At 48.2% G+C, this 12626-nt stretch carries 15 protein-coding genes and 2 pseudogenes; 1 reads left to right on the top strand and 16 read right to left on the bottom strand.

The window, feature by feature from the left end; translation table 11 throughout:
* Positions 1-402 precede the first annotated feature (402 nt).
* From WMO44_RS13660 to WMO44_RS13610, 11 genes and pseudogenes are all read right to left on the bottom strand, one after another.
* A pseudogene (locus tag WMO44_RS13660) lies at positions 403-486 on the bottom strand (Maff2 family mobile element protein); the annotation flags it as partial.
* A 91-nt stretch (positions 487-577) separates the two neighbouring features.
* Positions 578-2248, bottom strand: a complete 1671-nt coding sequence (locus tag WMO44_RS13655; RefSeq protein WP_005335872.1) for a recombinase family protein — start codon at positions 2246-2248, stop codon at positions 578-580.
* Positions 2249-2446 carry a hypothetical protein gene (locus WMO44_RS13650; protein WP_007047419.1) on the bottom strand — a complete coding sequence of 66 codons (198 nt, stop codon included), beginning with the start codon at positions 2444-2446 and terminating at the stop codon, positions 2249-2251.
* Between the two features lie 241 nt (positions 2447-2687).
* Positions 2688-4025 carry a virulence-associated E family protein gene (locus WMO44_RS13645; protein ID WP_349152907.1) on the bottom strand — a complete coding sequence of 446 codons (1338 nt, stop codon included), beginning with the start codon at positions 4023-4025 and terminating at the stop codon, positions 2688-2690.
* Positions 3994-4638 carry a CHC2 zinc finger domain-containing protein gene (locus WMO44_RS13640; protein WP_002595104.1) on the bottom strand — a complete coding sequence of 215 codons (645 nt, stop codon included), beginning with the start codon at positions 4636-4638 and terminating at the stop codon, positions 3994-3996. The genes WMO44_RS13645 and WMO44_RS13640 overlap by 32 nt, the downstream gene beginning before the upstream one ends.
* A 66-nt stretch (positions 4639-4704) precedes the next feature.
* A complete protein-coding gene (gene mobQ, locus WMO44_RS13635; RefSeq protein WP_002595105.1) occupies positions 4705-6279 on the bottom strand; it encodes a MobQ family relaxase in 1575 nt (524 codons plus the stop codon).
* A 103-nt stretch (positions 6280-6382) separates the two neighbouring features.
* Positions 6383-6799 carry a hypothetical protein gene (locus WMO44_RS13630; RefSeq protein ID WP_002595106.1) on the bottom strand — a complete coding sequence of 139 codons (417 nt, stop codon included), beginning with the start codon at positions 6797-6799 and terminating at the stop codon, positions 6383-6385.
* Between the two features lie 2 nt (positions 6800-6801).
* On the bottom strand, positions 6802-6999 hold the full coding sequence (locus tag WMO44_RS13625) for a helix-turn-helix transcriptional regulator (RefSeq protein ID WP_002595107.1): 198 nt from the start codon (positions 6997-6999) through the stop codon (positions 6802-6804).
* 317 nt (positions 7000-7316) lie between these two features.
* Complete coding sequence (locus WMO44_RS13620) at positions 7317-7613, bottom strand: DUF3847 domain-containing protein (RefSeq protein ID WP_002592121.1); 297 nt, start codon at positions 7611-7613, stop codon at positions 7317-7319.
* Positions 7606-7947, bottom strand: a complete 342-nt coding sequence (locus WMO44_RS13615) for a replication initiator protein A (RefSeq protein WP_002595108.1) — start codon at positions 7945-7947, stop codon at positions 7606-7608. Before WMO44_RS13615 ends, WMO44_RS13620 begins: the two co-directional genes overlap by 8 nt.
* Positions 7944-8132: a hypothetical protein gene (locus WMO44_RS13610; RefSeq protein WP_002592123.1), complete on the bottom strand. Its 189-nt coding sequence runs from the start codon at positions 8130-8132 to the stop codon at positions 7944-7946. The genes WMO44_RS13615 and WMO44_RS13610 overlap by 4 nt, the downstream gene beginning before the upstream one ends.
* A 482-nt stretch (positions 8133-8614) precedes the next feature.
* Here WMO44_RS13610 and WMO44_RS13605 point away from each other — a divergent pair, with 482 nt between their 5' ends.
* Positions 8615-9421 carry a helix-turn-helix domain-containing protein gene (locus tag WMO44_RS13605; RefSeq protein WP_008372835.1) on the top strand — a complete coding sequence of 269 codons (807 nt, stop codon included), beginning with the start codon at positions 8615-8617 and terminating at the stop codon, positions 9419-9421.
* Between the two features lie 61 nt (positions 9422-9482).
* Here WMO44_RS13605 and WMO44_RS13600 read toward each other — a convergent pair whose 3' ends face one another.
* The 5 genes and pseudogenes from WMO44_RS13600 to WMO44_RS13580 all read right to left on the bottom strand — a co-directional run.
* Positions 9483-10445 carry a DUF3658 domain-containing protein gene (locus WMO44_RS13600; protein WP_227620985.1) on the bottom strand — a complete coding sequence of 321 codons (963 nt, stop codon included), beginning with the start codon at positions 10443-10445 and terminating at the stop codon, positions 9483-9485.
* A gap of 29 nt (positions 10446-10474) precedes the next feature.
* The gene (locus WMO44_RS13595) at positions 10475-10852 is read right to left on the bottom strand and encodes a TnpV protein (RefSeq protein ID WP_005335912.1); all 378 of its coding nucleotides are present in this window, start codon (positions 10850-10852) and stop codon (positions 10475-10477) included.
* Entirely contained in the window at positions 10812-11174 is a 363-nt protein-coding gene (locus WMO44_RS13590) for a helix-turn-helix domain-containing protein (protein WP_022742028.1), read from the bottom strand. The genes WMO44_RS13595 and WMO44_RS13590 overlap by 41 nt, the downstream gene beginning before the upstream one ends.
* Before the next feature lie 73 nt (positions 11175-11247).
* Positions 11248-11400 (bottom strand): annotated as a pseudogene (locus WMO44_RS13585) (Maff2 family mobile element protein); the annotation flags it as partial.
* Positions 11401-11535: 135 nt separating this feature from the next.
* The coding region (locus WMO44_RS13580) for a VirD4-like conjugal transfer protein, CD1115 family (RefSeq protein WP_349152905.1) at positions 11536-12626 on the bottom strand (1091 nt) is incomplete at its 5' end.

Here is a 12626-nt window from a genome sequence, read left to right as displayed (position 1 = left end):
CTTCAATCATGGCAAAAACTCTCGGTTCAAAACTGGATGGTTTGGTGCCGACCTGTTGTGCGATGTTGCCCACTTGGTTATTCACATCATCGAACAGGCCGGAAAGATTGGACATGATCGCCGCTGTCAGCAGCGACTTTATCCAATCTGAAATCGCTTTGAGAACTGTTTCCACTCAGCGCCACCACCCATCAAGAAAAATGGTTGATCAGGGTCTTGAGCAGGTTGAGCAAAAAAATAAGGTGAGTCAAAATCTGCATAAAAATCGCCTTCCTTTCAGGTAACAGTGAATATTCGTTTTGCAATGCGCTTCCTTTATAATAATAAATCCGTTTGCCACGGAGGGGCTGGAAATGCTTGCAAGTAAATATGTACGGGGCGGCAATCGCCGCCCGGAAAAGATTAGCCGAAAAGACCGCTCAGCAGGGGCACCAGAGTGATACCGATGAGGGCAACGCCGCCGCCAGCCATCAGCTGTTTTATCCCCAATTAGGTGTAAAACTCTGCTCGATGGCGGGCGGCGGCGTACAAAAAATCTATATGGTATTTTTTAAGAGAACCGTCCCGGCGGGACAGGTCAGGCAGTGACCTGTTCCACCTCCGGGATGGGTTTGAGATTAAAATGAATTTCGATAGAAATGTGTCTTGTTTTATCTTCGTCAATGCGCTCATGCACGACGATTTCTTTGATTAAGCGGTTGAGGGTGGCTGCGTCCAGCTCTGTGATGTTGGCGTATTCCTGAATGGCTTCCACCCATTGTTTTGCGTCATTGGCAAGCTGGACTTCATCGGACAGCCGCTTTCTGCCCTCGGACACTTTTGTTTTAAGCTCCGTCTGCTCGGTCTGTGTCTTTTCCAGCATGGTGTTGAAATTCTGCTCACTGATACGCCCTGCAATCATATCCTCATAAAGCCGCATGACCATTTTGTCCAGAACCTCAATCCGTTCCTCGTCCCTTGTAAGGGAGCGTTCCATTGCTTCCCGCTGTTCCCGCTGCTCGGCTTCACAGGTATTGGTCAGGCGGTCAGCAACCGCTTCCCCGTCCATCAGGGCAGCTCTGGCACATTCCCGGATTTTCCGCAGCACATGGCTGTAAAGGGTGTCATAGTCAATCCGGTGCTGGGTGCAGTGGTTCTTTCCAAAGGCATTGTAGGTCTTGCAGGAGTAAATCCGCTGGGGATGTTTTGCGTTTGTGTAGCGTATCGTCAGCGACTTCCCACACTCGCCGCATTTTATCAGTCCGGCAAACAGGCTGATTTCATTGGTCTGCCCCGGACGCTGGCGGGATTTCAGCTTGTTCTGCACAATATCAAAGCTCATGCGGTCAATCAGCGGTTCGTGCTGTCCCTCAACCACAACCCAGTCCTCCGGTTTCTTTTCCCCAATCGTGCCGATTTTGAAGCGGTAGTCTTTTTTCTGGGAAGCAATCGCCCCGGTGTAGACGGGATTCATCAAAAGGTCTTTGATAACGGAGAAGTCCCACATATACCGCCCGTTTTCCGGGTCTTTCTTTTCCCATTTGGTGCGGGTATTGCGAAGCCCCCGTTCCCGGTTCCACCATGTGGGGCAGGGGATTTTTTCTTCCTCCAGCCGTCTGCGGATATAGTTCGGACCATGACCGTTTAGGGCATATCCGAAAATCAGCCGCACAATCGGGGCGGTTTCCTCGTCAATGAGCAGATGGTTTTTGTCCTCCGGGTCTTTCCGATACCCAAACGGGGCAAGACACCCGGTAAACTGTCCTTTCTGCGCTTTCAGAAGATAAGAGGAATGGACTTTCTTGGAAATATCCTTGCTGTACATCTCGTTCAGGATATTCTTGAACGGGGCAATGTCGTTGTTATCCCGTAAGGTGTCGATACCGTCATTCATGGCGATATAGCGCACCCCGTTTCTTGGGAAAAAGTCCTCAATCAAATGCCCGGTTTGCAGATAGTTACGCCCCAGTCGGCTGAGGTCTTTCGTGATAACAAGGTTGATTTGCCTGCGCTCAATGGATCTCAACATTCTCTGTAAATCAGGACGCTCCATATTAAGACCTGTGAAGCCATCGTCCTGATAGACTGCCACAACCTCCCATCCCTGCTTTTCGCAGTATTTTTCCAGCATATCACGCTGGTTTGCGATACTGGCACTTTCGCCTTGCAGGTCATCGTCCTTTGACAGTCTGCAATAGACCGCTGCACGATAGCCCCCGGCAAGTGCCGAACCGATTGTTCTGTATTCCATTTCGTTCATCATAGCCATTTACCCACACAATCCAGACGGTATCCGGCTCTTTTGAACCTCATCTTCATTATACTTCAATTCTTTCTTTTTAGCAAGATATTCTTTTGTATTTGACTTGCCGTATTTCTGGGAAATCAGGCTGACGAACACATCGGTGGCGTCCAGCTCCCCGTCAAATACAGTGGTCACATGAATCTCTGTTTTGTTTTTTGCCATAGGCAGTTATCCTCCATACATGAAAATAGCCAGACAGAGGGTGTCGGCAACGAAGTCCGGCAACGGGCTTCAAAAGACCTTGCAAACAATCTCAATCTGGCGGTGGTTACTATTTATACTTTTCTTTTATTTTTCTGTTGTTTTGGTTGTCATAGGGGAGAAAAGCCGATAGTTTCGGGTTTTTCCCCGGCAACCGGCTCGGCAACGGGATAGCAACGAAGTCGGCAACGGGCTGTCATTTTCAGAATGGAAGCTCCATCTGCTCCGTGACCTCCACAAAACCGTCCATAGATTTTTCGGGCGGGTTGTCGGTGTCCGTTGCCGGGATTTCACGCTCCCAGCCCTTTTGTCTGCCATATTCGGAAAACATTCTTGGGTTTGGGAAGTACCGCCAGCGGTCAATGCACTGGTTCATTATCTCGTTGATTTCCCGGATTTCCCATTGCTTCGGCTCGTCAAAGGTGTGATTTAAGGCTTCCTTGTAGAGCTGCTTGGAACAGACCGTTTCCCCGGTGTACTTATCAAGGTAAGCCTGTATCATCCCGGCTTTGGTGTCCTCCGGCATAAAATCCCGCTGGTGTTCTTTGAGATACCGCTGCATGGCTGGGCTGAATGACAGCTTGTACCTGCCGCTTCGGTAAATCTCCATTGCTTCCGCCCACATCTGGCTGATATAGGCTCTGGAAGCGGCTTCGTCCTCCAAAATGTGAACCTCGGCTTGCTCCGGGTACACCATGACCGGGATAAATCGGCGGTTGCCGGAACGGTCAAGGGGGAGAAAGTCAAGGGCGTTGGAAGTACCGCCGAACACGCACTGACGGGGACGGTCTGCCGGGTGGGTTTCATAGGGTATCTTATAAACCTCTTTCTGTCGGCTTAGAAAAGACTTGATTTCCTCAATGCTCTTGGCATTGGCGGTTGCCATCATTTCCGACATTTCAATTATCCAGTGACCTTGCAGCTTGCGGTACACGTTATCATCGTCCAGCTTCCGCAAATCATCGGAAAACCACTCGTCCCGGACTGCCAGCAGACGGAAGAAGGTGGACTTGCCAGCCCCCTGACCGCCTACCAGACACAGCATGATTTCAAACTTGCTTCCGGGCTTAAATGCCCTTGTAATCGCCCCCAAAAGAAACAGCTTTAGAGCTTCATAGGTGTAATCGTCCACATCCGCCCCCAGAAAGTGCCGCAGACAGAAGCGGATGCGCTCCGTCCCGTCCCATGCAAGGCTGTTCAGAAAATCCCGGATGGGGTGGTACTTATTCTCATTCGCCACAATCCCGATGGCGGTTTCAATCTTTTTCTCACTGGTCAGCCCGTAGGTTTCCTCCAGATAGAGAAGCAGATACTTCATGTCTGTATCGGTCAGGGCTGTGCTTTCTCTGTGAAAACCGATGGGCTTTATGATGTCCTTTCGGTCGGTCAGGATGTTATAGGCGATTGCCCCGGCAAGCACCGGGTCACGCTGGAATACGGTCAGGCAGTTCCGTATGCTCTGGCGGACACCGCCTTTCTCGGTGGTTTCCAGAGTTGCCTTTACTTCCTCAACGCTCTGGGGCGGCTGCATGGCGTTCATGGTGTTTTTTAGTTCTTGCTGCGTCTGCGGCGGCAAGCTCTGCCATTCGCTGTTCAAGCTGTATCACATCCTTTCCATGTTCCGTAATCAGTGAAGCGATTTCCTCCGTATCCCCAAACAGCAGCACATCCAGCAGATATTCCACATGGGCTTGCTTCTGCAAGGCTTCCACGAACCGGGGATGAAACGCTTCCTCCGGGGAGTGCGGGGCATAGTCGGTTTTCCATACCCGTAAGAGGTGTAGATAATCGGCAAGGACACGGAAGCAATGTGCCTTTGCTTCCCGGAACTGTTCTTCCGGGGATTTCTGCCGGGGCTTGGGCTTCCTTGCCCTGCCCGGTGGCTTCCAGTCCTCATAGGCAAGCCCGAAGTCACTCGCCAACTGTGCGGCGGCTTCCTTTTTCCCCAGCCCGTACAGGGCAGCTACAAAATCAATCACATCCCCATCTGCACCACATCCGAAGCAGTGGAAACGCTTGTCCAGCTTCATGCTGGGGGTCTTATCGTTGTGGAACGGGCAGCAAGCCATCCCGTTTCTGTTTACCCGGATTCCGTAATGCTCCGCAGCCTGTCTTGTCGTAACGGACTGCTTCACAGCTTCAAATACATTCAAATCAATTCCTCCTTGTAAAAAAGAAAAGGCACTTATCATTCTCAATCTGAAAATGGCAAGTGCCTGTTAAAGTTCCATATCCTGTTGTTTGTGTTTCGTCTGCGCCGGGGCGTTTTTCTGTGCTCTCTTCTCGTCAGCCTTATCCTGCAAGACTTCTTTGAGGGGCTGCTTCTTGGGCGGCTCTTTGCTTTCCTCTGTGCCGGGTGTGGCTTTCCGTACCCAGTAGCGGATGTCCCACAGCTTCTTCAAATCTTCCTGCACCTCGGTCAACGGTACTTTCAAGTCTGCGATTTCGTCCACAAGCTTCGCCTGTTCCTGCAAAAGCTCCTTTTTCGTGCTGTCCTTATCGTCCGGGTGCTTGGCAAGGTAGGCACTGGCTTTCTCAAACCGGGCAACCTCCGGGTGTTCCAGCTTGAATTTTTCCTTAGTTTTCTTGAAAAATATCTTCTGGTATTTCTCATAAACGGGCTTACATTCCTTACAGTCCGTCCGGGCGGCAAGGATAGCGTCAATCACGTTGCTGCGGGTTTCCTTTGGCTTCATCTGCTTTCGGTAGTCGGCGGCAGATTTCCCGGACGTTTCTATAAAGTTTTCCAAATCCTCCACGGTGGAAAGTCCCTTTCTCTGGAGATAGGACAGGGCTTCGCTGACTGCCTTTAAGTCTTTGGAAGTCCCCCGGCTTTGTCCCGCCCGTGTCCAGCTGCTCCGTTCTGCCTTTCGTATCTCCATATACTTCATCAGCAGATTGGGAAGAAAGACCGCTTCCTCCGCAGCTTTTTGGGCAAGCAGTTCATTCCGCTTTTCGCTAAGCTCCGCAATCCAGCCTTTGAGATTTTTAATAAGCTGCCGGATGGACTTCATCAAACTATTGGCGGCTTTGATTTCTCGGTTCAGGTTGCCGATGTTCGTCTGAATCCCACGCTTTTCCATCTGCCGGACAGCAGCCCCTTCATGGACGGTAGGGATAATATCAAGCCCCTGTCTTTCGTAAGAACGGAGATCTACTCGTTCCGGGCGGTTGTTGGCTTCCAGATAGCGGTTTTGGATGACCTCCCATTCATGCCGCCAGATTTCGCCATATTTGCGGTCGTTCCAGTCAACCGTATCTTCCTTGTGGCTTTTCCACCTGCCGGACGGGAGCTTGATTCGTTCCCCGTTCTTATCAAGTTCATAGACCTTGCGGCTCTTGGGAAGCCATTTCCCACGCTCATCCATTGCCCGCATGGTCAGCATGACATGGGCGTGTGGGTTTCCGTCCCCTTTGTCATGGATGGCAAAATCCACGCACATTCCTTTGGAAACAAACTGCTGGCGGCAGAAATCCCGTACAAGGGCGGCGTACTGGTCGGGCGGTATCTCTCTGGGAATGGAAAGCACCCACCGCCTTGCAAGCTGGGAGTTCCATTGCTTCTCAACAGCTTCGGCAGCGTTCCAGAGGGTGTTGCGGTCTGTGTACTCCAGGGGAGCGTTTGCCGGGAGCAGGATTTCATTGTGGACGATACCACGCTTTTCCGGGTAGTGTTTTACTTCCTGGTCATATTCACAGAACAGCTTTTCGCCGCTCTGGTAAGCAGCGGCGGCAACCGCAGACTGGCGGTGGCTGCGCTGCACAATAGAGATTTCGTTGTGTGGACAGGGCATTTTGTGTTCCTCCTTTCCGTTTTTGGACATAGAAAAAGCAGGATACCTTTTCAGATTTCCTGCTTGTTGTGCCGCTGGGGGCGGCGGGTATTTAGTAATACATTTACATAGTTTTGTGCAAGTACCAAAGTCGCACAATAAATACAATTTGTCCAATAGCATAAGCCCCAATAATAGTGAAACATGGGACTACTGTCATATATCCGGTGAAAATCAAAGCAAAAATAGAAACAGCAATCGTAACATTCATTACCTTGAAGCCACTTGCCATAGCAGCATTACTAAGCGAAATATTTCTCTCGTCATTTTCCTCTATTTCCATTTCTTTGGTTTTCTTAACGAACAAGTCGCACACACCAGATACAATCAGCAAAATTCCAATGAGAGATGTACCTACTACTATTAAGTCGGGACGTGGCACAGGTATTATTTCATGTACTCCCAAACCGTATGTTAGCAATCCTCCCAGTAGAATAATCATTCCTGTAACTGTCATTAAAATCAACAACCTTTTTTTCATAATCAATCCTCCTCGTAAATAAAAATTTCTTCAATACTCATGTTGAAATATCTGGCAATCTTAAATGCCAACTGAATAGATGGGTTATAGCGTCCGTTTTCCAAAGAGCCGATGGTCTGGCGTGATACTTCCAATGCATTTGCTAAATCTTCTTGCTTTATGCCTCGTTGCTTTCGTAATTCTTCCAGGCGATTTTTCATGTCATCCTCCTCTCTTATGGAAAGTTAACTTTCCATGCTTCCATTATATCACATAGTTCTTTTATGTCAAGTTAGCTTTCCATTTGCATTATATTTTATGAAACTTATCGGCTGGGAACAGCTTGCAACGCAAGGTGTCCCCAGATGGCAAGTCCACAAAAGGGTAGCTGGCGGCAGCCAGCGCAGGGGAAGCGTAGCGTCCCCTGTATGATTTGGAGCAGACCTTGACTGCGGAAAATCACAGCCCTCCGGCAAGGAGCCTTCGGAGAACGCAATGCACCAACCTCTGGGTGGTGTATAATTGCGCCCTTAGTAAACTAAGGGGTTTCCGGCTTCTCCCGTTCCAGCAGTTTTTTCAATAGTTCCTGCGTGTCCTGCCTGTGAAAAATGAGTTTCAACAACAGCATGACATCATCATCTGTCAGGCGTTCCGGCTCTTGCAGAAAACTTTCCAGCATACCGCCACGGGTACAGAGCCGGTGCGTTCGTTCCTTTCGGGTAAGCTGCTTTAACTGGTACTGCAATGCCTTTTCATCATTGATGGCTTTCCGCAGTTTCTTTTCGCTTTTCTCCAGCTCCCAGTTGAGTTTTTCCAGCTTTGAGGTCTCAGGCAAGGGCAGCGTCCTCCTTTCCCGGTATCAGCACATAAATCCGGTTTGGTTCTCCCACGCCCTGACGCACCCGCATGATAAGCCCAGCGGTTTCCAGTTCATTCAGAGAACGCTTGACCGTCATGGAGTTGCGGGACAGGACTGTAGCAATGGCTGTGACAGGGAAGCAGACAAACAGGATTCCGTTTTCGTCCTCCTGCCCTTTGGATAGCATAGCGTCCAGCATCCGGCAGTACATGACCTTTGCGGTGCTGCTGACTGGAAATCCTGTCAACGCTATGGGAAATGGCATACACGGCGGCAATGGTGTGTCTATCGTCATAAATTCAAAATTCATTCGGTGTGTTCCTCCTTTTTCTTTGCTCGTTTGGATAAATAACGGGGGCAGTCAACCACAACCGCCCGGAAGCTCTGCCTGCACCCATGCTGGCATTTCCGGCATAATTCGTTGTAAGTGACACGCCCCCGGTCATTGAGGTAAAAGGAAAGCTCATGCTTCCTCTTTTTGCTCATTCTCGGCATATTGCGCTTCCTCCCGTTTTTGTGTATGGTTTCGGGGCGATTTTCGGCAAAATTACGGTCATAGAGCCGCTTAAAATCTCCCGAAGTATCAGCGATAGGGTAGACTATCCCCCTATCAGATTGTCGTGTTTCGGTATCATTTCGGTGTCAGTTCGCCAGTTCTCCCCGGTGTCGTTCCTCCCCTGAATCTCACAGCGGCGTATCGCTCCCTTTGGTACGCTCGTTTCGGTCAGGGTTCCTCCATATCCCTGCCAAAAGTCATGGCGCTACATCGCCGGGGAAGCATATCCCACACAGGCTGGTCATTCGATTGGAATAATCCATCGATGAACTACCTGTATCATAGAACATTTTTGTGCCCTGTGCCGTATATCCACAAAGTAGGAATCAGGGGGAAAATCAGAAATTTCCACGATTGCGGAAAGTGTGATATAATCCAGTTAAACGGCAGAAATAAAACCACCGGAAAGGAGCGTGCGCCCATGAAAGTTGCAACAAGCATACAGGAACGCCTTTGGGAACTCCGCAAAGACAAAGGCTTAAATCTGGAAGAACTATCAAAGCTGACGGGCATTTCTAAATCAGCCCTTGGCAGTTATGAAAAAGAGGATTATAAGGAAATCAATCATGGCAACCTTATCACGCTGGCAGACTTCTATGGGGTTTCCGTCGATTATCTGCTGTGCCGGACAGAGAACAGGGAGCAGATCAACACGCCACTGACGGAGCTGCATTTGAACGATGAGATGGTGGCACTGCTGAAAAGCGGTCGGATTAACAACCGTCTGCTCTGCGAACTTGCCACCCATAAGGACTTTATCAAGTTTCTTGCGGACATTGAGATTTATGTGGACGGGATTGCCACCATGCAAATCCAAAATCTCAACTCCCTTGTTGATACCGTCCGGCATGAAATTATTGAACGGTATCGCCCCGGCGAAGATGACCCGCATTTGAAGGTGCTGCAAGCCGCACATATCAGTGATGATGAGTATTTCAGTCACATGGTTCTGGATGACCTCAACCTGATTATCCGGGATATTCGGGAATTCCACAAAAAGGACAGCGAGAGTGCGCCCCAAACTACCGTTGCCGATGAACTGAAAGAAAATCTGGAAGCGGTCGAAAATTTCAAGGGCAGTCGAGATGAAAAACTGGTTATCCTTTACTGCAAGCAGCTTGGTATCAACTATAAAAACCTGTCAGAAGAAGAATTTCGCTGGTTCATTCGTATTCTCAAAAAATCAAAGAAAATGGGAACGCCTATCAGCCAGAGGAAAAAACGGTAAAGGAAAACCGCTGTTGCATGGTTTGTTGGATTCCATGTAGCAGCGGTTTGTGCTGTGGTTATTATTTCATTCGTTTTCTTAATATTCGGCGATAATTTGTTTCTCCCTTTGGTGCGTCCTGTATAATTTCCAACACACCATCTTCAAGCATTTTATCAATGCGATTGGAAATCCATACATCACTAATTCCAAGTTGATATTTTCCTAAAACATTACCTATGACAATAGCCATTTTGAATTGCTCTGGCTGTTCCGCAATTTCACGAAGAATGAAACTATCATATATATCTTCTGAAACGCTTTGCAATTTACCATTTAACATTGCACGCAAAGGTGCATTTTCATTTTGAAGTTGATTCCATTTCATAGTACAAGCTGAAAGAAATACAGGATTAGCTTTCTCTTGTAGAGTTATATAGTTTCCCCATTCGCCAGGAGACACCTCGCCCCATGCTATTTTGGATGTCATAGTATTTTCTTTTCCATATTCCCATGTAGGTAACTTAACCAAATAAATTGTTGTCTGGCAGTTTAATGGTTGAAGTTGTTTCATAAGCCAATACATACCACAAAGCTCATCTGGATTATAGCTATACCAAATGCGAATTTCTTCCCCAGCTACATATCGTTCAATCACTGAGGTCAATGTAGTTTTAATTTTCTGTATTTTTTCTTCAACCTGATAATCTAAATCCTCTACAAAGCAGACAGACAGCATTTTCTTGAAAATATTTTTCCGCTGTTCGCCAATTCCATTATCAGAAATATCTCCCACACTAAGAACCATATCAAAACAATAAACATCACTGCTCTTGCCTCCCAATGGAATAGCATTCTCCCAAGCAATGCGTTCTTGTTCCTGTGCTTGAAGCTGTGCCTTTTTCATTTCATCTGAAGATGGAACACTCCCTTCTTCGTGCCTCATAAATATTGAAACAGCACTTCCTCTATACTTTCCCTTGCCGTAAGTTTGGGCAATTTTCAAACTTCCACAGGCACTTTCACCAAATACAATTTCAATCATCTTATATACCTCCGATTTAATTGCTCCCGTTATGAATAAATCATCTCATACAAAACAATTTCTTCTGCCCTGTTGTGAATGTTATTGCAACGCTGCACCCATTCCATTTGTCGGGTACACTTCAATTCCTCTGTCACGCCCTCGGTAGCTTTCATCTGCTCCATGATAGTGTCTAACCGTTTTTGTGCCTGTTCATTCAGGTCTGCAAGATATGTCAACAATTCTCCGGTCAGTATCAATGTATTCAATCTGGCTGGGTGGACTTCTCTTAAATATTCCCGGTGCATTCGTCCGTACTTTCCGATAGGGCGGTGTTCCTCCGGCAGTTTCAAGCCTGGAATGTAGTAATCTCCGACAAGGATATAATCAATTCCGTTTTCCGTTATTCTTGGTTTCAATTCGCTCATGTTCCTTACCTCCTGTGGAAGCAGGCTCGTCTGGTACTAACTCAATCACATCAGTAATCTCACAATTCAGAGTTTCACAGATACGGGCTAATGTATCCATGCTGATGTGCTTTCCCTCTTTGCTCATGTTGGCAATCATATTTGTTGTCATACCAGCGGCAAGCCTTAAATCCTCTTTTCTCATATCACGCTCTAACAGTGTGTGCCAGAGTGGTTTATAGCTGATGTGCATATTGTTTTCCTGCCTTTCTATCCATACCACCGGGGCGGCTGCCCCGGCAGGAACTTTTCTCTTATTATAGCACCAATCTTGTGAAATCACAATTTATTCTTGTAGCCTGCCGCTGATACCGTCTGGATTGTGCTTTTCCTTTCGTTTTTTGTTCCAACTAATTAGCCATAAGCTGCTTCATACCCTGGCTCTTGGCAGAGGGGTTATCGCCGCCGTAGCCTTCCATGAGGTTCACAGCACCCCACACGCCCAGACCGGCACCCAGTGCCACAACCAGAGTCTTCAGAACATCCACTGCACTATTAAAGAATTCCATAGTAATCTCCTTTGTTTTGAAAAAGCGACCCTGCACACCCCTGAAATCCGTTTGCAAAAAGCCGAAAACCACGGCGAAGGCTGATTTTCCGGTGTACCTGTTGGGTCAATGGGTAAAAAATAACCGCTCGTCTTATCAGGCGGGCGGGAGTGAATCGGCATCCACCATGATGAAGGTATCATCCGGGTGGATTTTTTCTTTTCGTTTCAAGAACTTCTCGATATCGAGTGCGTTCTTGGGGTCATAGTCGGAGGTGTACTTGTAGTTCGGGTGCTGGGTCAGGTCGTACTTGTCGCTCAAAAACGGGCGCACACCCCGCAGTTGCAGGATGCACTTGCCGCCATCCAGCACCGCCAGTTCATCCCGGCTCATAAGTTCGTGGCCGAGTTTTTGATAGTTGGTGCCATAGCTTGGGCTATTGCCACGGGTATCAGAATTGTTGTAGCTGTCGATGGTTTCCTTACCGAGTGCTTCGGCAAGATCTTTCAGGGTGGTAGGCTCGCTGCCGCCGAGAAAAATCTGGCTGTCCATGTTGCCCACGATGGTATCCGCATTGTCCTTGTAGATGGCTTTCAACTGGCTGCGGGTCTGCAAGACCAGACACGCCGAGATCTCACGGCTGCGGATAGTGGCCACCAGTTTTTCCAGTTGTGGAATCTGACCGATGTTAGCACACTCATCAATGAGGCACCGCACATGGATGGGCAGCTTACCGCCGTACACATCATCGGCTTTGTCGCAGAGCAGATTGAAAAGCTGGGTGTAGATCATAGAGATTAAGAAGTTGAATGTACTGTCGGTATCACTCATAATCAGGAACAATGCCGTTTTCCGGTCGCCCAGCTTGTCGAGTTCCAGTTCATCATACATGGTGGCATCCCGAACTTCCTGAATGTCGAATGGAGATAAACGGGCACCGCAGGAAATAAGGATCGACTTAGCCGTCTTGCCGGCAGCTAGCTTATAAAGTTTGTACTGCCGCACTGCAAAGGATTTTGGTTTTTTCTTACCCAGATCCTCAAACAACAGGTCTACCGGATTCTGATAGGTTTCATCATCTTCCGAAACCTGCATAGTGTTTAGCATTTCCAGCAATGTTGCAAAGTTTTGCTCTTCAACTGGGGCTTCATAATGCAGATAGGCAATCAGTGAAACCAGCAAAAGCCGTTCCGCTTTGTCCCAGAATGGGTCGCCGCCCTGACCTTCACCTTTGGTGTTGGTCATCA

The organism is Faecalibacterium tardum, assembly GCF_040096515.1.
GTDB lineage: Bacteria > Bacillota > Clostridia > Oscillospirales > Ruminococcaceae > Faecalibacterium > Faecalibacterium tardum.
This window is presented reverse-complemented; position numbering and strand designations above follow the sequence as displayed.

Coding starts and splice junctions, on each gene's coding strand:
- WMO44_RS13655 (WP_005335872.1), bottom strand. CDS start 2,248: ATGGCTATGATGAACGAAATGGAATACAGAACAATCGGTTCGGCACTT.
- WMO44_RS13650 (WP_007047419.1), bottom strand. CDS start 2,446: ATGGCAAAAAACAAAACAGAGATTCATGTGACCACTGTATTTGACGGG.
- WMO44_RS13645 (WP_349152907.1), bottom strand. CDS start 4,025: ATGAACGCCATGCAGCCGCCCCAGAGCGTTGAGGAAGTAAAGGCAACT.
- mobQ (WP_002595105.1), bottom strand. CDS start 6,279: ATGCCCTGTCCACACAACGAAATCTCTATTGTGCAGCGCAGCCACCGC.
- WMO44_RS13630 (WP_002595106.1), bottom strand. CDS start 6,799: ATGAAAAAAAGGTTGTTGATTTTAATGACAGTTACAGGAATGATTATT.
- WMO44_RS13625 (WP_002595107.1), bottom strand. CDS start 6,999: ATGAAAAATCGCCTGGAAGAATTACGAAAGCAACGAGGCATAAAGCAA.
- WMO44_RS13615 (WP_002595108.1), bottom strand. CDS start 7,947: ATGAATTTTGAATTTATGACGATAGACACACCATTGCCGCCGTGTATG.
- WMO44_RS13610 (WP_002592123.1), bottom strand. CDS start 8,132: ATGCCGAGAATGAGCAAAAAGAGGAAGCATGAGCTTTCCTTTTACCTC.
- WMO44_RS13605 (WP_008372835.1), top strand. CDS start 8,615: ATGAAAGTTGCAACAAGCATACAGGAACGCCTTTGGGAACTCCGCAAA.
- WMO44_RS13600 (WP_227620985.1), bottom strand. CDS start 10,445: ATGATTGAAATTGTATTTGGTGAAAGTGCCTGTGGAAGTTTGAAAATT.
- WMO44_RS13595 (WP_005335912.1), bottom strand. CDS start 10,852: ATGAGCGAATTGAAACCAAGAATAACGGAAAACGGAATTGATTATATC.